At 45.8% G+C, this 21401-nt stretch carries 20 protein-coding genes and 2 pseudogenes; 15 read left to right on the top strand and 7 right to left on the bottom strand.

The features are described from left to right. Positions 1–60: 60 nt before the first annotated feature. On the top strand, positions 61–258 hold the full coding sequence (locus tag BM058_RS05230) for a hypothetical protein (RefSeq protein WP_090925979.1): 198 nt from the start codon (positions 61–63) through the stop codon (positions 256–258). 79 nt (positions 259–337) lie between these two features. After that, positions 338–586 (top strand): hypothetical protein, encoded by a 249-nt coding sequence (locus BM058_RS05235; protein WP_245736851.1) that lies wholly within the window; start codon positions 338–340, stop codon positions 584–586. Positions 587–1055: 469 nt separating this feature from the next. On the opposite strand, the gene BM058_RS05245 is transcribed toward BM058_RS05235, so the two are convergent. From BM058_RS05245 to BM058_RS05255, 3 genes are all read right to left on the bottom strand, one after another. After that, entirely contained in the window at positions 1056–1892 is an 837-nt protein-coding gene (locus tag BM058_RS05245) for a protein-glutamine gamma-glutamyltransferase (protein WP_090925982.1), read from the bottom strand. A gap of 106 nt (positions 1893–1998) precedes the next feature. Beyond that, a complete protein-coding gene (locus BM058_RS05250; protein ID WP_090925983.1) occupies positions 1999–2541 on the bottom strand; it encodes a phosphoribosyltransferase family protein in 543 nt (180 codons plus the stop codon). Between the two features lie 12 nt (positions 2542–2553). Next, positions 2554–3630 carry a guanine permease gene (locus BM058_RS05255; protein WP_090925984.1) on the bottom strand — a complete coding sequence of 359 codons (1077 nt, stop codon included), beginning with the start codon at positions 3628–3630 and terminating at the stop codon, positions 2554–2556. 225 nt (positions 3631–3855) lie between these two features. On the opposite strand from BM058_RS05255, the gene BM058_RS05260 reads away from it, so the two are divergent. The 10 genes and pseudogenes from BM058_RS05260 to BM058_RS05305 all read left to right on the top strand — a co-directional run bounded on the left by BM058_RS05260 (position 3856) and on the right by BM058_RS05305 (position 14207). Next, entirely contained in the window at positions 3856–4317 is a 462-nt protein-coding gene (locus tag BM058_RS05260) for a MarR family winged helix-turn-helix transcriptional regulator (RefSeq protein WP_090925985.1), read from the top strand. A gap of 117 nt (positions 4318–4434) precedes the next feature. Next, positions 4435–5049 carry an NAD(P)H:quinone oxidoreductase gene (gene wrbA / locus BM058_RS05265; RefSeq protein ID WP_090926099.1) on the top strand — a complete coding sequence of 205 codons (615 nt, stop codon included), beginning with the start codon at positions 4435–4437 and terminating at the stop codon, positions 5047–5049. A 273-nt stretch (positions 5050–5322) separates the two neighbouring features. Next, positions 5323–7188: an assimilatory sulfite reductase (NADPH) flavoprotein subunit gene (locus tag BM058_RS05270; RefSeq protein WP_090925986.1), complete on the top strand. Its 1866-nt coding sequence runs from the start codon at positions 5323–5325 to the stop codon at positions 7186–7188. 23 nt (positions 7189–7211) lie between these two features. Further along, positions 7212–8933 (top strand): assimilatory sulfite reductase (NADPH) hemoprotein subunit, encoded by a 1722-nt coding sequence (gene cysI, locus BM058_RS05275; protein WP_090925987.1) that lies wholly within the window; start codon positions 7212–7214, stop codon positions 8931–8933. Between the two features lie 93 nt (positions 8934–9026). Continuing rightward, positions 9027–9218, top strand: coding sequence for a YfhD family protein (locus BM058_RS05280; RefSeq protein WP_090925988.1), 192 nt, complete (start codon positions 9027–9029; stop codon positions 9216–9218). 131 nt (positions 9219–9349) lie between these two features. Further along, positions 9350–9616, top strand: coding sequence for a hypothetical protein (locus BM058_RS05285; RefSeq protein WP_090925989.1), 267 nt, complete (start codon positions 9350–9352; stop codon positions 9614–9616). A gap of 148 nt (positions 9617–9764) precedes the next feature. Next, positions 9765–11282, top strand: coding sequence for a BCCT family transporter (locus BM058_RS05290; RefSeq protein WP_090925990.1), 1518 nt, complete (start codon positions 9765–9767; stop codon positions 11280–11282). 170 nt (positions 11283–11452) lie between these two features. Continuing rightward, positions 11453–12492, top strand: a pseudogene (locus BM058_RS18790) (MFS transporter); the annotation flags it as partial. A 295-nt stretch (positions 12493–12787) separates the two neighbouring features. Continuing rightward, positions 12788–13402 carry a cell wall hydrolase gene (locus BM058_RS05300; RefSeq protein ID WP_090925991.1) on the top strand — a complete coding sequence of 205 codons (615 nt, stop codon included), beginning with the start codon at positions 12788–12790 and terminating at the stop codon, positions 13400–13402. 163 nt (positions 13403–13565) lie between these two features. Beyond that, positions 13566–14207 carry a LysE family transporter gene (locus tag BM058_RS05305; RefSeq protein ID WP_090925992.1) on the top strand — a complete coding sequence of 214 codons (642 nt, stop codon included), beginning with the start codon at positions 13566–13568 and terminating at the stop codon, positions 14205–14207. On the opposite strand, the gene BM058_RS05310 is transcribed toward BM058_RS05305, so the two are convergent. Continuing rightward, a complete protein-coding gene (locus tag BM058_RS05310; protein WP_090925993.1) occupies positions 14204–15541 on the bottom strand; it encodes an amino acid permease in 1338 nt (445 codons plus the stop codon). The two genes, BM058_RS05305 and BM058_RS05310, sit on opposite strands and share 4 nt — an antisense overlap. A 185-nt stretch (positions 15542–15726) precedes the next feature. Here BM058_RS05310 and BM058_RS05315 point away from each other — a divergent pair, with 185 nt between their 5' ends. Together BM058_RS05315 and BM058_RS05320 are read left to right on the top strand one after the other, a co-directional pair. Beyond that, positions 15727–16410 (top strand): DUF421 domain-containing protein, encoded by a 684-nt coding sequence (locus tag BM058_RS05315; protein WP_090925994.1) that lies wholly within the window; start codon positions 15727–15729, stop codon positions 16408–16410. A 108-nt stretch (positions 16411–16518) separates the two neighbouring features. Beyond that, positions 16519–16926, top strand: a pseudogene (locus BM058_RS05320) (cupin domain-containing protein); the annotation flags it as partial. Between the two features lie 237 nt (positions 16927–17163). Here BM058_RS05320 and BM058_RS05325 read toward each other — a convergent pair. Beyond that, positions 17164–17790, bottom strand: a complete 627-nt coding sequence (locus BM058_RS05325) for a hypothetical protein (protein ID WP_090925996.1) — start codon at positions 17788–17790, stop codon at positions 17164–17166. Between the two features lie 259 nt (positions 17791–18049). On the opposite strand from BM058_RS05325, the gene BM058_RS05330 reads away from it, so the two are divergent. Beyond that, on the top strand, positions 18050–18241 hold the full coding sequence (locus tag BM058_RS05330; protein WP_090925997.1) for a hypothetical protein: 192 nt from the start codon (positions 18050–18052) through the stop codon (positions 18239–18241). A gap of 155 nt (positions 18242–18396) precedes the next feature. Here the strand turns inward: BM058_RS05330 and BM058_RS05335 are convergent, their stop codons facing one another. After that, complete coding sequence (locus BM058_RS05335; RefSeq protein ID WP_177195442.1) at positions 18397–18888, bottom strand: metal-dependent hydrolase; 492 nt, start codon at positions 18886–18888, stop codon at positions 18397–18399. A 41-nt stretch (positions 18889–18929) separates the two neighbouring features. Then, positions 18930–21401 (bottom strand): DNA topoisomerase IV subunit A, encoded by a 2472-nt coding sequence (parC, locus tag BM058_RS05340; protein ID WP_090925999.1) that lies wholly within the window; start codon positions 21399–21401, stop codon positions 18930–18932.

Raw genomic sequence — 21401 nt, forward strand, 5'->3', positions numbered from 1 at the left:
GCAACCTGATAGCATCTGCTAGCAATTTGCTAGCTTTAACAGGGAAAGAAGGTGAAGACTGTGCCGGAGGACAATAGAATCCAGTTGAACGTACGGGTGGAAAAAGATACGGCCGCAAAATTAGATGAGCTGACCGCGTACTATCAGAAACACACAAAGTACGGAAAAGTTTATAAAGGAGATGTAATAACCGACATCATCGAAAAATCCTATGAAATGATGGAAAAACAGGTTTCCATGGAGAAACGTTACAAATAACAGCGAATCTTAACATTTAAAAGAAGCAGCGAAGGAGGGTCCTTATATCCCGCTCATCTATATCATCGGAGCTGGTGCTGTGCTGTGGTTCTTTAACTGGTTATCAGGGTACCGGAAAAATGTGATATCGTTCACCCTGAATCACCGTTATGATCAGTTGGATGAATACGGTACAGCAGTGGAACAAGAACTCACCGCCAGAGGATATGATGCGGTGTATGAAGGAGATAGATATTTTCTTATAGACGGCCGAAGCTATCTGCTCCAGGGGTATACCCTGCCGATGGGTGGAGTTCCCATGCAGCGAACTGTTTTAAAACCAATGTAAGGAGCTGTATCAAAAGTCTACTACCAGCCAGTAAATGTTTCACTAACGTGCTGGGCATGCGCTACAGGCGGACGCTTTCCGCTTCTGCCCGTTGCCCGTGATTATATTCTTTTTATCACAGACAGAGTCTGGAATAAAAGTAAAATAGGTGGAGGACAACACGAATGTCCTGCATCGTTGCTCAACAGTCGAATGGCAGCGGAGCCAAAATGCTTCGACTCCTGCTCAGAACAGCACGAGTCTCGGGGACCCCGCAGGAAGCGGTTTTCTTCCGAGGAGGCTTGAGCCGTGCCCGCGGCAAAGAAGACACGATGAGCCCCGGCGAATCGATGTCGCCCTTGTGCTCTGGAGTAAAAGCGAAGCATTTTGGCGTAGCGGTTTGTCTCAGCAATGAAAAATGCCGAACGATTTTAAAAAATCGTTCGGCATTTTTCTATCTTATACAGGTTTTGTCCCAGACTCATAGCTGCTAATAAAGATAATCCTGATATCGTTTATATGATATGGATGTTTCATTGTGCTGGATGACGATAACAGAAGGTTTTTGAATCCAGCTGTTGTTTCGGACCGTTGTTTGTGAACGTCTGTAGAGACGGCGGGTGTCAGCTCTGGTGACGACGTTGGTGATATAAGCACTCTGATCACTGCCTGGTTGACGCAGCTCATTTAAGACTCGGATCATCTCGTTTGCTGTTGTTATCCCTATACCGTGCCCGAAAAACAAATCATTCATTAATACGACAGCATTTTCACCCTGCCACTGCGGAGAATCGGAATGAAAATCCGGATTGTTAAAATACACGACGTCGCCCGGGATGTAGAAATCCGTTTGTATGGACTGCAGCCCAAGATCTGTGTCCATATGCCAGCTGTACAAATAAAGATTCGGGAAAAGCCGGTTAAACGCCGTCTGTCCGATTGTCTGCAGCGCAGCATAATAAAAAACGATGATCATGGCTGTCGCACATTCAAATCCATAGGCACTGCCGTTGCGGTAAATATCCTGAAGAGCTTCAGCAGGGGAAGTGCCGTACCGCAGACGGAGACCGCCGGCACTGGTCACATTCCAGTAATTTGGATCAGCGTAAGTATCCGCGAAAATCTCAAACGATGCCCCGCTCTTCTGTAATGCTTCAGCTGCTTCAATGGCGTGCCTGCGGTAACGAAGATCAAATTGTAACTCTTCATAGGAGTTGTAAGAATGAGAGACAGCATCCTGCTGAAGGTATTCGAGAATCTTTTGTTCTACTTCGTCCAACACCCACCCGGCAGGAGGGTGGAACGGCTCACCGGAAATAACAATCATTCCGTTCCCTCTTTTCTCCGACCCAATTACTACATTCTATGGAACACCTTGACCCCGCATGCACAAAAGCAGAAAAAATGTCCGGGTGACTCCGGACTCCGTTCCTTTACTGCGGTGTAAATAAAGGCAGTTTTTCTAAAAAGGTAATGCCGGGCATGTCTGCTGCATTTCCTTCGGCAAGAATAGCTGCTTTCGTCTTCACGTCACCGCCTGCTTTCTCTACAAGGGTTTCAAGTGCCTGCAGCGATTCTCCGGTACTGATCACATCATCGACAAGAGCAATACGTTTTCCGTCCAGCAGGGCAGCATCGTTTTCATCAAGCACAAGCTGCTGTTCTTTTTGTGTTGTAATCGAGGTGGTGGAGGTGATAAGCGGTTCATTCATATATGGTTTCACACTTTTTCTTGCGACTACACAGCGGCTCATTCCAAGTTGCTTGGAAAGCTCGTGAACAAAAGGGATCCCTTTTGCCTCTGCTGTGACAAGCATATCCACCTCTGGAAGTTTTGCGGCCAGAAGCGGCGCTGCTGCCGTGATTATTTCCGTATCCCCCAAAACGACAAAACTCGCGATACTCACCTCAGGCGAAACCTGAATGACAGGAAGTTCCCTCGTCAAACCGGCCACCTGCAGGGTATACGTAGACATAAAATCTCCTCCTTAAAAGCCGAATATTCCAATCAAAAACTCCATAATGATACCTGCCAGCATACCAAGAAATGGATCGGTTACCGCTGTAACAACCATCGTCATTCCCCCGACAACACCGGTTCCGGCTCCTTCTCCGGCAAGCGCAGCTGCTGCATTGGAAGGCAGCGTAACAATAGCGCCAAGAACAAATAAAAATCCTGAAATAGAAGCACTGGGAACGTATCGTCCTATTTTTGGAAGCCATCCGGCAAATAGAATAACAGCCATCAGTCCCATCATGAGAACCCCCGACCAAACAGCGTGAGGGGCGCTTGCTGTTGCCGAAATAATCACTTCCACCGGAGCTCCCCCAAACAGAGAGGACGCCATATCAGCAAGGCTGCTGATGATCGTAAGCGTATCAATATCAACGTCCATGCCGGAGATGTCCTGATTAATCCGTCCGAACGCGATATTGGCTCCAATATTCAGACAAACCATGGCGAGCGCTCCGCGGAGAACCATGGGACTGAAGATGATCTTCTGCATGGCAAATCTTTCACTTGGAAGTGCTTCTTCTTTCGGACCGGCTGCATTCCGTTTTTGAAAATGCGAAGCGATACTGGCGAGAATGACAGAAACGGTAATCGTATACACTAAATCCTGAAGCGCCATGTACACGATCAGTGCACTGACAAATGAAACAATTCCTGCGAGGCGGTCGTTCTTGGCCATGTCCCAGGCTACTTTGGAAAGCATAATGCCGACTCCGGCCATCATTCCATTGGTAATCACCGGACCGATCCAGTCGATCACCCATTCGAGCACACCCAACAGTCCAATGACAAGCAGAATGAAAGCTCCTATAAAAATCATGGACAGCCTCTCCCGCATACTGCGGCCCATTGTACCTGCGACTGCAATTGACTCCGCCTGGTAGGAAATGACGGCGGCATTGCCGGCGGCAGGACTTCCGGCAGCTCCAACGACAAATGCCAGAGCCGTGGGCACAGAGGCAAATCCAAACGCCAGGGCGAGCAGACCCTGCGGCAGACCATTCAGCACTCCGCTGACTGCAGCCAAGATATCCTTGAAAATCTCCAGCATATTAAATCTCCTTCCCCTGCAATAAATGTTCGGTTTTCACGGAACATTTATTGCAATATATAAATAAAAGTACGTCATTTGATAAAGTATCACACTTTCACTCGTTCGACAATATTCGCAGAAAGAAATACGGAATTGTCTATGAGTAATTCTTGAAAAGAAACGTCTTATTTATTATAATATACTTAATTAAAGATATTTTAATTTGAAATATTATTAAAGGTGATGGTACGAATGAGTCACCCCGAAAACAACGTTGACGTTTCGTTAAAAATGATGGTTGTGTTATCCAAAGCTTACCACTCGATAGAGAAGACCCTGGTCCAGGATATGAAAAACCATGGGTTGAATCCCAATGCCTTTGCAGTGCTTGAACTGCTGTATCACAAGGGGAGTCAGCCGATTCAGCATATCGGCAAGCGTATCTTAATGACAAGCGGCAGTATGACGTATGTCATCGATAAACTTGAAAAACAGGATCTTCTAACGAGAGAGCGCTGCCCAAACGACCGACGGGTTATTTATGCCGTGATTACACAGGAAGGGAAAGCACTGATGGACCACATTTTCCCAAAACACGCGGCACGCATCCAGGAATTGTTTTCTGTTTTATCCGACGAAGAAAAGGAACAGCTTATCCCGATGCTGAAAAAATTGGGAATTGCTGCGGAAGATTATTCTGCATAGGAGGTGATACGTACTATACCGGTTGTAAGAAGAATGTAAAGTATTCCATTGAGGAGGACACAAACATTTACCATGGGATTATTTGATATGTTTAAAACGAAAAGGAGCGATGAATCAATGACAGCAGTTAACATAGCAATCGTGTATTACAGTTCCACAGGTACAAACTACCGGATGGCCAAATGGGCCGAAGAAGCCGCTAAAGAAGCCGGCGCCAACGTTTACGTGGCCCGTACAGCGGAACTTGCACCGCAGGAAGCCATTGAATCCAATCCAGCATGGAAAGCACACCTGGAAGAAACCAAAGACATACCGGAAGCAAAACCGGAAGACCTCGACTGGGCGGATGCGATTCTTTTCAGCATGCCTACCCGTTTTGGGAACGTACCGGGACAAATGAAACAGTTTCTTGATCAGACCGGCGGACTCTGGGGAGAAGGAAAACTCGTCAATAAAGTCGTCAGCGGCATGAGTTCTGCCATGAACGACCACGGTGGACAGGAAGCTACCGTGAAAAGCCTGTACACGACGATGATGCACTGGGGTGCGATTATCGCAGCGCCTGGTTACAGTGATCCTGTCACATTCAGTACCGGCGGCAACCCGTACGGCACATCGGTCACTGTTGATGGAGAAGGTCAGATGAAAATGGATATTGAACCTGCTGTAAAACACCAGACGAAGAGAACCATCCAGGTGGCATCCTGGGTAAAAAACGGACAGGAACAATAAACTCCGAACCACCGCTTTCCTGAGGGATTGTGGTGGTTTTTTATGTTGGTAAAAAAGGCGGTTTACGATTTATTATCTTTTGTTATAAGTTTATTTATAACTTTAAATAGAAGGAATTTCGGCAAAGCCCGAAAACCAACTTGACAGATAGGGATAATGAATATAGCATGAACACTAATCAAATTGCTTCTATCATGGTATTTCCCCCTTTCATATATACATAGTGAAAGAAAAACTGGATTATCCGTTAATCCTTTGTGAGGTGTATAATCATTGGATCTTCAAGTGAACAACAGTCCGTTCAACCAAGATCAAATCGATCTTTTAAACCGTCTGCTGCCAACACTTACTGAACAGCAGAAAATCTGGCTCAGCGGTTATATAGCAGCTTCGCCTGCCGCGTTGTCCACCGAAACTGCCGCTGCAACGCAGGCACCAGCCGCCGAGGCGATTCTGCAGGCCGAGGCACAGGGGTCTGAAGTGTCAAAAGAGGCGACTATTTTGTTTGGTTCCCAGACCGGTAACGGGCAGGGGATTGCGGAAGAACTTTCCAAAAAGCTGGAAGACCGGGACTTTACTGTCACTCTTTCTGCGATGGATCAGTTTAAAACCAATGCCCTGAAAAAGGTGGAAAATCTCTTTATCATTGTCAGTACACATGGAGAAGGAGATCCACCTGACAACGCCATTTCGTTTCATGAATTCCTGAACGGCCGGAAAGCGCCGAAACTGGAAAATGTTCATTATTCGGTTCTTGCGCTCGGCGACACATCGTATGAGCATTTCTGTCAGACCGGCAGGGAATTTGATAAACGCCTCGAGGAACTTGGCGGAGACAGGCTGTATGACCGGGTCGAGTGCGACGTGGATTTTGATGAAGATGCTGCGGAATGGGTCGATGGTGTCGTTGAAACGTTAATCAAAGAAGTGGAACAGAGTAAAGCCCAGGTTTCCCAGGCAGCACCCCAGCCGGTGGGCGTAGGTGCTCCGGCGCCGGCTGAATCAAAACCAGCCCATTCCAGAACCAACCCTTTTCAGGCAGAACTTCTTGAAAATATCAATCTAAGCGGCAGAGGATCCAATAAAGAAACGAGACATCTGGAACTGTCACTCGAAGATTCCGGTCTTGCATTCGCTCCCGGCGACAGCGTCGGGTTGTATCCGGAGAATGAACCGGAGCTCGTGGAAAAGCTCATGGATGAAATGAGCTGGGATCCGGACGAACTTGTGGTTGTCAACAAAAAAGGAGATACAAAAACCGTACGGGAAGCTCTTACAGGCACGTATGAAATTACCGTCCTCACGAAACCGCTTCTTGAAAAAGCAGCTCCGCTTTCAGATAATGAAAAGCTGCATGAATTGGTAAAAGAAGGAAATGAAGATGAATTACGTGAGTACATTTATGGAAGAGATTTAATAGACCTCGGACGGGATTTTATGCCTTGGAATGTACCAGTCAGCGAATTCCTTCCGATCCTCCGTAAAATTCCTCCGCGCCTTTATTCCATTGCAAGCAGCAGTGCGGCCAATCCGGAGGAAGTGCATTTGACAATTGGAACTGTACGGTATGATGCCCACGGCCGCAGCAGGACAGGAGTCTGCTCTGGTCAATGTGCGGAGAGAGCTGAAATCGGAGAAAAACTCCCGGTTTTCATCCAAAAAAACCCGAATTTCAAACTTCCGGAAGATACAGATACGCCTATTATTATGATCGGTCCGGGAACTGGAGCGGCACCGTTCCGTGCATTTCTTGAAGAACGGGAGGAACAGGAAGCCAAAGGGAAATCATGGTTCTTTTTTGGAGAACAGCATTTTTCAACTGATTTTCTGTATCAGGTAGAGTGGCAGCGCTGGTTGAAGGAAGGCGTACTGTCGAAAATGGACATGGCATTCTCCCGTGATACGGAGGAAAAAGTTTATGTGCAGCACCGCATGCTTGAAAAGAGCCGGGACTTCTATGCCTGGCTCATGGAAGGCGCGATTGTATACGTATGTGGAGATGAGGAATATATGGCAAGTGACGTGCACGAGGCGATGAAAACCATTCTGCAGCAGGAAGGCAGCATGAGTGAAGAGGATGCAGATGCCTATCTGGAAGATCTGCAGCAGCAAAAACGCTATCAGCGTGATGTGTATTAATCAGTGAGGGAAGGAGAACCATCATGGAAAACAAACAGACAACTCCGGCCAAACAAGGCCCGCCCAGTGACAATGAACGAATTAAACGGGAAAGTAATTACCTCCGCGGTACGATCGAAGAGTCTCTGGCCGATCCTCTCACGGCTGATATATCGGCTGATGATGCCCAGTTAACAAAGTTTCACGGCAGTTACATGCAGGATGACCGGGACCTCCGAAACGAAAGGCGTAGACAAAAGCTCGAACCAGCCTATTCCTTTATGGTGAGAGTACGGCTTCCAGGGGGAACGGCCACACCGGAACAGTGGCTTACAATGGACCGTATTGCACATGACTACGGAAATGGTACGCTTCGGCTGACTACAAGGCAAACCTTTCAGATGCATGGTATTATGAAGTGGAATATGAAAAAAAACATGCAGGCCATGAATGAAGCCATGCTCGATACGATTGCGGCCTGCGGCGACGTAAACCGTAATGTGATGGCTGCTCCTAATCCATATGAGTCAGACATTCATGAAGAAGTACAGGAAGCTGCCAAAAACATCAGTGAACATCTTCTTCCGCAGACGAAAGCCTACCATGAAATCTGGCTCAACGAAGAGAAAGTAGTGGACAGCTCAGAAGAAACGGAACCATTATACAAAGACGTTTACCTGCCGCGTAAATTTAAAATCGGCATTGCTGTACCGCCTTCCAATGATATTGATGTATTTTCTCAGGATATCGGGCTGATTGCGATTGTGGAAAACAATACACTGCAGGGCTTTAACATTGCTGTCGGAGGCGGTCTTGGTATGACGCACGGAGAAACAGACACCTACCCGCAGCTGGGACGGGTGATTGGATTCTGTCCGGTGGACCATATCGTGGAGGCATGCGAAAAACTACTGACGATCCAGCGCGATTACGGCAACCGGTCCAACCGCAAAAATGCGCGCTTTAAATACACGATTGACGCCCACGGGATTGACTGGCTGAAAAACGAATTAAAAGAACGTCTCGGCTGGGATCTTGAAGAAGAACGCAAGTACCATTTTGATTCAAATGGGGACCGCTACGGCTGGATGAAAGGAAGTAACAACCGCTGGCACTTGACGCTCTTCATTGAAAACGGTCGTATTAAAGACACAGAAGAGTATCAGCTCATGACGGCCCTTCGGGAAATCGCCAAGGTTCACACCGGTGAATTCCGTCTCAGTCCCAACCAGAACCTTATCATCGGGAACGTGACGAGCCAGAAAAAGAAAAAAATTAATGAACTCGTCGAGCAGTACGGTCTATCCGACGGAGAGAGAGACTCAGCTCTGCGTCGTAACGCCATGGCATGTGTAGCATTCCCGACATGCGGACTTGCAATGGCCGAATCCGAACGGTATCTCCCGTCCCTTCTTGAAAAACTGGAAACGACGATGGATGAAGCCGGGATCAGGGATAATGAAATCACGATCCGCATGACCGGCTGTCCGAACGGCTGCGCCCGGTCCACCCTTGGAGAAATCGGCTTTATCGGGAAAGGACCCGGCAAATACAATTTGTATCTCGGCGGCGGTTTTGCCGGGGAACGTCTAAATAAACTGTACCGGGAAAATATCGGCGAAGAAGAGATACTAAACATTCTTCAGCCTATGCTGCATGAATATGCCAGAGAACGGCAGGAAGGTGAACCATTCGGCGATTACGTCATCCGTGCCGCATACATTGACGCTGTGCACGACGGACGCGAATTTCACGTATCCACTTAAAAAATGGATCAATGCAGGGTTCCAGATGGAGCCCTGTTTTTTTGTATAGGAAAACCTAAAACGAACAAATCTAAAACGAAAGGAGGTATCAACATGACTAGAGGACAGTCACGAAATAACCAGCATAAACCAAAGGATAAATTATCCCAGACCCCCGAAAAAGACATTCAACGGGAGGGAATGGATGTGGAATTTGCGGAAGATACCGCTGATCTGGAGGATAAAGAAGCTCAATCAAGGTCCCGTGCTGCAGATAAGCGCGCTCACGAGCACGATCAATCGTAAGACTGTACCAAAAGCGGGAGAACCCGTCCATGGGAATATAAGGTATGATAATCCCGCAGATGTCTGTTCAAACTACAGATGTGGGGACCTATTCTCCATGCTTCATTTCGAAGAAAAAGGGGAATAAAAGGATGAATAACTTTCGCTGGAATGTTCCTTTCATGCAGATGGGCCGCCGACGAGGCTTTATGGGATGGAACAATAGAAGAAATCAGAACTGGGGAAGATGGAGTATGTTCATGACATTGCTCGGAGCTGGTGCAGGGGCAACCTGGTTCGGTCTGACCCGGCAGGATCAGGGCAATGGTGAAAAAACAGTTCGGGAACGATTCACAGACGTTCCTGACCGTACAGAAACGGCTTTTGCACGCGAATTCCTGACAGATGAATCAGAGTGATACGGCAAAAAGAACAGAGATCAGGACTGACTTCCTGGTCTCTGTTTGTTACCCATCATTTTATTATGTTAACTAAAACGTGACACATCATTAATGTATAAAAGTGGAATCAAAAAACATAATAACGACAAGGAAGGAGGAAGGAGAAATGAAAAATAGTGCTGTCGGATGGGTTTTTTATATAACAATTGGTATTTTGGTTTTGGCAGTGATTCTGGGAGCTTCCGCACCCCATGTACTTGAAGGTGTAACAGCAGCAGTCCAGGCTTTTATATCTCAGCGGTTCGGCTGGTATTATTTAATTGTTGTTTCTCTCTTTGTCCTTGTTTGCCTGTATATAATAGTCAGTCCCTACGGACGAGTAAAGCTTGGAAAACCGGATGATAAACCGGATTATAATATGTTCACGTGGTTTGCGATGCTATTCAGTGCAGGGATGGGGATAGGGCTTGTTTTTTGGGGAGCAGCAGAACCTATACACCACTATGCAGTGAACTCACCTACAAGCGATGTGAAAACGCCCGAAGCCATTAAAGAGGCGATGCGGTACACTTTTTTTCACTGGGGCATTCATGCGTGGGCTATTTACGCGATTATTGCCTTATGTCTTGCGTATTTTAAATTCAGACGGGGGGCAAGTGGAACCGTGAGCTCCTCATTAAATGTTTTGATGAATACAGACGGAGCACTTGGTAAAACCATTGATATTATCGCTGTTACAGCAACAGTAACAGGTGTAGCAACGACACTTGGTTTCGGAGCCGTGCAGATTAATGGAGGGCTGTCGTTTATCACCGATCTTGGCATCGGATTTTGGAATCAGTTTGCGATTATTGCTGTTGTCACTGTTTTGTTTCTGATCTCGGCTTCGACCGGCCTGAACAAAGGAATACGGATATTAAGCAACACCAACATGGTTCTTGCCCTGTTGTTATTCATCTTTATTCTCATCGTCGGTCCGACATTATATATGCTGAACTTATTCACCAATACGCTTGGAAAATACATTCAAACCCTGCCTGCTATGAGTTTCCGAATTGCACCGCTTACAGAGAACGCAAGGGAATGGATAAACGACTGGACGATTTTTTACTGGGCGTGGTGGATTGCCTGGTCCCCCTTTGTAGGTACGTTTATTGCACGGGTTTCAAAAGGCAGGACCCTGCGGCAGTTTACCGCCGGGGTATTGGTCGTACCTCCCCTTGTCAGCTTTTTATGGTTCTCGGTATTTGGAGGTGCTTCAATTTTACTGGAAGCAGAAGGCACAGCGGCCATTTCAAAGTTGTCTGAAGAGGAAGCATTATTCGGTGTTTTCGAGCATTATCCATACGGCTTGGCAATGTCCATACTGGCGATGGGGTTGATCAGCGTCTTTTTTATCACGTCAGCTGATTCGGCTACATTTGTACTCGGAATGCAGACTTCAAACGGAACAATGAATCCCGCCGTGAAAGTGAAATTCACCTGGGGGGTTATGCTTTCTGCCACTGCTGTCATTCTACTTTATTCCGGTGGACTGCAGGCGCTTGAAAATACAATGATTGTTGCTGCTTTCCCGTTCTCCATTATTATGATTATGATGGTGTTCGCGCTGCTTAAGGCATTAAAAGAAGAAAAGCCCGCGTTGCAGGCTGAAAAAGAATCTAAAAGAAGTAAGAAGAAATGAAAGGGATAACAATAAAAAAGAATATCCTTTATTATAAGGCTCGTACATTTATCCTTTCCTTCTTCAAATAACAGGGTTGAAGGAAGAAAGGCGGAGAAAAAATGGAAGATAAAAAATGGGACTTAATGGCGCTGGCTTCCATTCCTTTAATGATGACGCTGGGAAATTCAATGTTTATCCCCGTTCTGCCGGTCATTGAGCGCGAAATCAATATTACTTCGTTTCAATCCAGTTTAATCATATCGGCATATTCTATTACAGCTATTCTGTGTATTCCGGTATCGGGATACCTTTCGGATAAATGGGGCAGGAAAAAAATAATAGTTACCAGTCTGATGATGGTTGCTGCAGGAGGCGCGGTGTCGGCTGTTGCTGCCTGGCAGCTGGATAAACCTTATCTACTTATTCTACTCGGCCGGATAGTCCAGGGAATTGGTTCAGCCGGCGCATTCCCGGTCGTTTTACCTACTGTCGGGGATATGTTCAAGCAGGAAGAGGAAGTAAGCCACGGACTGGGGATCATTGAAACAGCGAATACGCTCGGAAAAGTATTAAGTCCTATCATCGGAGCGCTGCTGGCTGTCTTGGTGTGGTATATGCCATTTATGGCTGTGCCGGTGCTTTCGTTGATGTCGATGCTTCTCGTATGGTTTCTGGTAAAAGTTCCCCGAACGGATCAAAAAAAGATAAATCCTTTTCTGTTTTTCTCACAGGTATTAAAAAAACTTTTCATTTTAACGGACGCTGGCTGTATGCTGTTTTTTTCATCGGCGGTATATTGATGTTTGTTTTATTTGGCGTACTGTTTCACTTATCTTCTCTTTTGGAAGATCAATATCACATAAAAGGATATATCAAAGGCCTGCTGTTAGCCGTACCGCTTCTTTTCCTATGTTCGACTTCGTATTTAAGTGGAAAACTAATTGGAGAAAACAAACAAAAAATGAGACGATTTATCCTTATCGGCGCTGCTCTTACTACCATTTCTCTCGTTTTTGTAAGAGAGGATGTGACCTTGATATGGCTTTTGACACTGTTATCTTCTGCCGGCATCGGCATTGGATTGGCTTTGCCTTGTCTTGACGCGCTTATCACCGAAGGGATTGAAAAAGAAGAAAGAGGCCTGGTCACTTCCTTTTACAGCAGTATGCGGTTTGTTGGAGTAGCTGCCGGCCCTCCAGTGACCGCCTTACTGATGAAGCATCAATCTTCTATCATTTATTTTGTTCTAGCCGCTGCTTCCTTCCTTATCATTGCTGCTGCTTTTGCCGGGATTAAACCCTCAAAAACTTCATAACGTCCATGCCAGGGGAACACGATAAATGCCGTTCACATTCAGCCGGATTCGTTTCACAATATGGCCGATCCTCAGCTTATGGGTTCTTAACGAACAGCAGAGCGTATAAAAAAATGTAAGACTTACTTCTTATTTCTGTTTCTAAAGCCGAATTCATGTTTATGAATAAAGAAAAAAGGGGGATAGGTTATCGAAGGAGGTTGATGATATGAAAAAAATCATTTCTACAGGTTGGACTCTTTTGTTTTTATTCGTTTTTGTTCCGCAGGCGGCAGCACAGGAAGATTTATTGCAGCAAGAGGAAGAAGGTCCAGAAGTGAAGGAGCTGCAGCAGTCATTGGTTCATATGGGATATTTACATACTAATCCGACCAGCTATTACGGTCCCTTAACAAACAACGCGGTTCAGGAGTTTCAAGCTGACTTCGGTCTGGCTGTCGATGGGAAGGCTGGAGAGAATACCCTTCACAAATTAAAGGAAGTCGATAAGCTGGCCCGGGTCGTTCACGGGGAAGCCAGAGGAGAAACGTTTGAAGGACAGGTGGCTGTGGCTGCTGTCATTCATAACCGGCTTCAATCTTCTGAATTTCCAGGAACGGTAGAAGAAGTGATCAAAGAAAAAAACGCGTTCACGGCTGTACAGGATGGCCAGTATCATTTAGCACCCGGACAAAGCGCCTATCGTGCCGTGAAGAAAGCTTGGAACGGGTATGACCCATCCAAAGGATCGCATTACTATTACAACCCTGTACTGGCTACATCAGATTGGATTTGGACGCGGTCGACGAACCTGCAAATTGGAAAACACGTGTTTGCTGATTAAAACTAAGACACAGGAAAGGAATGAAAAACACACCTTCCCTGTGTCTTTCCCTTTGTGCGCGAAAAATCAGAGCATATATATTTACATGTAAAAAAGTAGTCGTACAAGCTTCTATCCATAAATATACTCTAAATAAACACTGTATAGAGTAGGAGATGCTCCAATGAGTGTATTCTTTAGTTATATTTTATTAGGGATAACGCTGGCGGCTCCTATCGGCCCGGTAAATGCAGCTCAATTAGACAAAGGGATTAAAAATGGGTTCTGGCACGCCTGGGTTGTCGGAGTTGGGGCTATGATCGCCGATGGATTTTACATGCTTCTTGTGTATCTCGGTGTTGTTCACTTTCTGGAAGTCCCGCTGGTGAAAACATTTCTCTGGTTGTTTGGATTTTTTATTTTGGTCTATATCGGAGCGGATAGCTTAAAAGCAGGAAGCGGAGCGCTCACGGTTACCACCCGGCGCAGTAATCCGCCCTTGATCCATTCTTTCAGTTCTGGTTTTTTTATGTGTTTGTGCAACCCATTATCCATCGTTTTCTGGATTGGAATTTATGGTTCCATTGTAGCAAAATCGTCAGCTCATCAAAGCATAGAACAACTGTGGCTGTACAGTGCTGCCATTTTCATCGGTGTATCCTTATGGGATGTCACAATGGCGGGAATGGCAAGTGGTTTTCGAAAATACTTATCAGAACGTATGCTGCATTTGATTTCGACCGCCTCGGGCATATGCTTGATTTTGTTCGGTATTTATTTTGGGTGGGAAGGCGTGAAAGCCTTGCTGGAATTTCGTCGTTATTAAAATGGTGGAGGAGATTGACGGGTCCAGATTCTTTTCATGATTAGTACCACTACGGCAAGAATGATAAGGAACCCCACACTGACAAAAAAACCAGGCCGGCTGGATTTATCCAGCAGCGTTCCGGTGACTGCGCAAAGGATGAGAGCAAGTCCGCCCAAACGCTGTACATGGCTGAACCCTTTTATAACAACCAAGCGGTTTGCATACAGCAGAATGAAAAACCAGTTGTATAGAAGCATCAACCCGGCGGCAGTGGTCATATATTCGTATATTTTTTCAGGCAGAAGTAGAGAGAAAAAAATGGATACAAGCATCCCGGCGACAGTCAATCCCAGGGCAGGCAGATGAAGATCTATCATATTCTGCCCCTTTTTTTGAAAGAAAGAAGGGGCATCACCATCCTCTGCAAGGGTGACAAGCATGCTCGTTACGGCAAACAGGGAGGCAGCCATAGTGGAAAAGCCTGCTATGATTAACGCGCCGTTAAACACATCTGCAACGTACAAAAAATCATACTGATTCAGCGCCGTAACAAATGGACTTTCATCGGCATGGAACGCTTCCGACGAAGCTAAAAGAAGAGCCATTCCCAGGGAAATGATATAAATAGAAGTGATAACAGCGAGCATAATTTTCCCTGATTTAGGAGCATCTTTTTTATCATTCAGCCTGACGCCCATCATACTCATTATTTCTATACCTCCAAACGCATAAAAAGCATAAATCAGAGATGCCCAGAGACCTTTTCCTCCATGCGGGATAAATTGCTGCCCTGTTTGAGGAAAGAAAAGCGGGTCGCGAGGACTGTGAAATGAGCTGAATATCGCAATCGCAGCCACAACAATAAACATGAGAATCGCTGCAATCTTCACCACGCCAAAGATATTTTCAATCCGGTCAAATCCTTTCGCTCCCGTTAGGACGACAAGAATTCCAAGAAGAGAGTAACCCGCGGCAAATATCCATAATGGAACTCCAGGAAACCAGTATCTCGAGAAAATAGATACAGCGGTCATCTGACTTCCCATGATCAGCATTTCCGCTCCCCAATACACCCATCCTGAACTGAATCCCGCCCAGCGCCCATAAGCTTTTCTTGCATATGTATGAAAGGCTCCTTTTTGCGGATCCTTTCTCATAAGTGCCGCCAGAAAATGATACACCGAATACGTTCCAAAGCCAGCCAGTACAAAACTAATAAGGACTGCCTGTCCTGCCATGGATACAGCCAGACTTGCTCCTAGAAAAAAACCTGTTCCAATGGTGCAGCCCACACCAATCAGTGACAGCTGCCACCATGTCAGTCCGCTGTCTTCTTTGTTCTTCATTGTCATGTTTCCTCCTTACCCGTCCACTGATATTAGTGTTGATGTTTTGTGATTCTTTATTCGATTTTGTTTAGAATAAGAGAAGCAGCACCATTTCATTGTTTTCACACATAAATTTGCTGTTTTAGAGTCAATCTAGTAAAGGAACGACATTCATTTTTCATCTTGAAGCTGATGTAAAAGGTGGTTGTATGCTTTCTTTTATTGGATCCCTGCTATTTTTATTTTTTACAGCGATTCTCGTTGTCCGACTTATGGGAAAAACAGCGCTTGCCCAATTCACGCCTCATGATTTCACAGCTATATTTTTCATCATTGCTATGGCGATGAACCCAATTGATGCTGACAGTATAGGAAAAGCCCTTGTTGGTATTCTGCTCATCATCACCCTTCATCTTTCTTTTGCGAGGTTGAGTTTATACAACCACCTTAACCGTTTTCTCATCGGAGAACCTGCGATATTAATCAAGCACGGGAAGCTGAATCGTTCGAATCTAAAAAAAAGCCGATTTTCCCTTGCTGAACTGCTTTCGAGTGTAAGAAGTCAGGGGTACAAGGATTTAACTACTATTCAATACGCCATTCTTGAGCCAAACGGTGCCATCAGCGTGCTGCCAAAAGAAAGTACAATCCCCGTTACAAAACACGACGCAGGTATCGAACCTTATTACCAAGGTTTTCCTGTTGCTGTTATCGTAGAAGGAGATATTCAGCATGAACATTTAAAAATGATTGATAAAGACGAAACATGGCTGAAGCACGCGGTGCAAAAAGCAGGTTTTGGCAGTATCCGACACGTGTTTTTTGCCGTCGTTAAGGATCCGGAACATTCCTTAATTATAGATAATGGACACGGAGCGATCCGGGAGTATTAATCATGCTGAAATAAGGACCTCCATGCACCCTCCCTGGGCGTGCAGCATATGATATAGAGACTGCCGAAAAGGGAGGGATCAAGTATGTACTCTTATAGAGATACGCACGATTATGGATCCAATCCATATATCGTTAATATCAAAGAAGCAGCGATACAAAATCGGACATTCCGGACAGCATTGTGGACAGGGAATCATCTACAGGTAACGGTCATGAGTATTCCTGCAGGAAGCGATATCGGGCTGGAAGTACATCCTGATGTGGATCAGTTTTTACGGATTGAAGGCGGAGAAGGCCTTGTCCGGATGGGGAATTCAGAAAATAATATTTTTTTCCAGAAGAGAGTGTTTGATGATGACGCTGTCATGGTACCAGCCGGGATATGGCATAATTTAATTAATACAGGAGATAAGCCGTTAAAACTCTATACCATTTATGCACCGCCGGAACATCCATTCGGAACCATTCATCACACGAAAAACGATGCCGCAGCAGACGAAAACAAATATGACTGAAAAACTCAGGGCAGGAGTGTTATATAAAATCGACTCCTGCCGTTCAATAAAATGATAAATGTTATAGGGAGGCAGGGGAGTTCAAAGAACAAAGCAAATATCTTAAAGATCTATTTTTAGTTTACATAATATATATTATAGGAAGTCGCGGAGTGTGTTTTATTATTGTATCAAAAGTTAAGTTTACTTCAGTTTTTGAGACGGAACGAAATAATATGGATTCATTAATTTTATTTTTTATTCAACCAGCCATCTGGCTTCAAATATAACTACTTTTTCATCCTTGTTAATGATACGCTTTCGATGTTCTTCTTTATACCAGTTGTTTGATATTTGATCCCCTGATCTCATAATGGCCAGTGGCGATACGCCGCCTGCTTCAATGGGAATGTTTTTCACATTCGTATAAGTAGTCGAATCAAACACGAATGGCAGGTTCACTATATTCTGCGCCATCCCTTGAGATACCGTTTCCTTTTCTTTCACTTTTTTATCTCCTATGATCAGCTTCAGCGGAGTAACCTCTTCTTCCCTGCTCTGTTCCCGGTCTATACCAAAAACGATTTCCTCTAATTCCTCCTCTTCCCTGTTCATTAACCCGTACTTGAAACCACTCGTGGATGCTTCATCCAGTTTTTCTCCATTCCTGTAAACATTCATAACGAGCTCTACTGCCTGAATCTGTTCAGGAAACGTTCCCGATACATTATACGCCTCGGAATAGTTCAGCCCCATGTCAAGGTATCTTTGTTCATCACCTGTCAGCTCCTTATGTTTGAGCTCCGGCTCTGACTGTGTTCCGCCTGCACTGCAGGCTGCCAAAAAAACTGCCAGCAATGCAGCAGTAAAAACGCCTCGTTTCATCTCCAAAACTCTCCTCTTTTTTTATCTATTTCTTCCACTTATTAGAATAACAGGAATGGAGTAAAAGCATAAACACTTTCTTTTAAAAAAGCAGTAAGGTTGATCAGCTGCATTCCCGTGCGGACACTTCAAACGTCATCATGAACGGCTTTGCGTGACGTTTATCCGGCAATCTGTTGTAAAAAAATACGTAAGCGCCCACGCCTGTTGATTTACCATATAAAGGAATGGGAAAGGGTTCTATGAGGAGGGTGCATCTGTGATCAAAGCATGTATCCCCCTTTCTTTTTCGTTGGACGGAGCCGTCTGCCCGACTCCAGCGGGAGAAGCGTCAGCCGAAGATCACCGGGTGATTTTCCCGGTAGCTGAGGCGACGCCCGCGGAAAGCGGGCAGGAAAGGCGGAGTCCAACGAAACGCTACCTATATTTGGATAATCAACAGCCGTGGTAAGCGCCGGGTCCCGTTGTCCGCGGCAAAAACCAGGTGGGCACTGACGGAGCAATACCTCTCCCGCACGCTGGAATTCAAGGTACAATAAAAATTCCGAACCATACATGGAAGAATGGTTCGGAATTTTATTATCTATTCCTGGCGGTAAACCGGTATTAGATAAAATGTACACCGAAATACACAATCCAGCAGAGCATGAGAAAGGAAACAGCTCCCTCGCCTGTTTTCGACCCAGTTTTTGTCGTCAGGGGAAAAGAAATTTTCTGTTTCACCGGATAGAGGAGATGGATGCCCTGCGGGGTCATCATATCGAGAAGCAGATGACTGACTGCACCGATTGTGAGCCCGTACTGAACAGCCATGCCCCAGTCGTAGGGAATTAAACCGGAGCAGAAATAAAGGAACACCATAAAGAGTATGCTGTGTGTGATGCTCCGGTGCCCGAATAATTTCTGTATCATCGTAGATACCGGACGGGTCCTTCTTCCAATCCATGAAAACGGCTGACAGATATCTGGTAACAGCCCTCCGATCAGAACGGCAGCTGTATATACAGCTGCTTCCGGGCCGGCCAAAGAAAAGGATCCAGCCCAGTATACCGCAGTTCCTGCAGCTAATGCGCCTATAGTGTGTGTACCTGCATTCATGATGTCGTATCCTTCCATTGTTGTATTGCGGTATTTTGTTTTTAGTTATTCGACTCTTTATTCCCTTCGTTTGCTTTCTGCAGGGATTGATAATCCAGAGCCGGCCAGGCATCGGTGACTGTCCCGAGTTCTTTGGTGTCGATAACAAACGAACCATTACTGTACCGGTCACTTCGCCGCATACTTCCGACGTCTTCGGTCTTTAAAGCGCCCGTTTCCGTTTGAATCCGCAGTCCATTTTCCTTTCCATCCCACGGCTGCAGGCTTGAAATAAGATGCGGATTCTGTTTCAATTCACGAAGCATAACAAGGCCCCGCTTCGCACGGCTGGATGTATCAAATTCTTTCAGCGGCATCTTCTTCACCGCACCACGATGCGTAACAATTACTGTTTCGGGCGGACCATCCGGGGATATCGAGAATCCGTTCACCACAGAATCTCCGGTTTTCAGATCGATTCCTTTTACCCCGGCGGCACGCTGTCCTACCGGTGTCACTTCTTCCTCTGCAAAGCGAAGGCCGTAACCAAAATTTGTAGCAATAAATATCTCTTTTGATCCATCCGTAATATCTACATTTACAAGTCTGTCGTTTTCTTTCAGCTTCACAGCCACAAGGGCTCTGGAATAACGCTGTGCCTGGTAAGCGGAAAGCACTGTCTTTTTCACCACGCCGTTTTTTGTGAAGAATGTGAGATAATGCTCATCGGAGAATTCAGAGACCGGGATTACCCTGACAAGCGAATCATCCGCTTCAAGTGGTACAATATTGCCGATATGCTGACCGTTGTCTTTCCAGCGGATATCAGAAAGCTCATGAACCGGCATGTAAACATACTGTCCTTTTTCCGTGAACAGCAGCAATGTATCTGTCGTATTCCGCTCCGCCGCATACAAAAGATCATCCGATTCCTTCATCCCGGGCGGTTCCTCATTAGAGGCGGAATAAGACCGGTAGCTGGTTCGTTTAATATATCCTTCTTTTGTGGCACTGACAATGACATTCTCTGACGGTACTATGACTTCCAGATCTATTTTGAGTTCTTCAATTTCCTCTTCAATGACACTGCGCCGTTCCTCATTATATGTTTTTTTCACGTAGGCAAGCTTGTCTTTAATGACGTTAAGCAGTTTCGATTCACTCGCTAAAATGCCCCGCAGTTTCTCGATTTGTTCTGCCAGGTCTTCCGCCTCTTTTTCCAGCGTCGTAATGTCTGTGTTTGTCAGCCTGTAAAGCTGCAGCGTGACAATTGCTTCGGCCTGTTCTTCGGTGAAATCAAAGGACGCTGTCAGGTTTGTTTTGGCATCCCGTTTATCATTGGATCCTCTAATAATTTCAATAACCTGATCGAGAACCGAAATGGCCTTTTTCAGTCCTTCCACGATATGCTGCCGTCGTTCCGCTTTATTGAGTTCATATTGGGAACGATTGGTGACAACCTCTTTTTGGTGGGAGATATAGGCCTGCAGTAATTGTTTCAAGCCGAGCAGCTGCGGCGTTTTATTGTGGATGGCTACCATGTTGAAGTTGTAGGATACCTGCAGATCGGTGTTTTTATATAAGTAATTCAACACTCCCTGCGGATCTGCTTCCTTCTTCAGCTCAATCACGATACGAAGGCCGGTCCGATCCGTATCATCCCGGACTTCCGCAATCCCTTCCACCTTTTTGTCAAAACGAATTTCATCCATCCGCTTTACCAGGTTGGATTTCACGACTTCATACGGAAGTTCTGTTACAGCAATCTGCTTTCTTCCGCCTTTCAGCGTTTCAATCTCGGTTTTCGAGCGTACGACCACTTTTCCTCTGCCTGTTTCATACGCTTTTTTGATACCGTCGGTTCCCTGAACAATACCGCCTGTCGGGAAATCCGGTCCTTTCATTACTGTCATCAGATCATCCACTGTACAGGCTGGATTATTAATTTCCATCAGCGCAGCATCGATGACTTCTCCCAGCTGATGAGGCGGGATATCCGTCGCATAGCCCGATGATATTCCCGTGGATCCATTTACAAGCAGGTTCGGATACATCGCAGGAAGAACAACAGGCTCTTCAATCGAATCATCAAAGTTCGGAATGTATTCCACCGTATTTTTTTCGATATCCTGCAGCATTTCCACTGATATGGAAGAAAGTCTTGCTTCAGTATAACGCATCGCCGCCGGCGGATCTCCATCAATGGAACCATTGTTTCCGTGCATTTCGACAAGCGGATGACGGCCCTTCCAGTCCTGACTCATCCGCACCATCGCTTCATACACAGACGAATCTCCGTGCGGATGATAATTCCCGATAACATTTCCTACTGTTTTTGCCGCTTTCCGGAACGGTTTATCAGCAGTATTGCCGTCCTGCAGCATCGCATAAAGAATACGACGCTGCACCGGCTTCAGTCCGTCTCTTGCATCAGGAAGCGCCCGCTCCTGAATAATGTATTTACTATAACGGCCGAAACGGTCGCCGAGCACTTCCTCCAGTGGTAAATCCAGGTGTTTTTCTGCCTCAGTCAC

This window comes from Salibacterium qingdaonense (assembly GCF_900114715.1).
GTDB lineage: Bacteria > Bacillota > Bacilli > Bacillales > Marinococcaceae > Salibacterium > Salibacterium qingdaonense.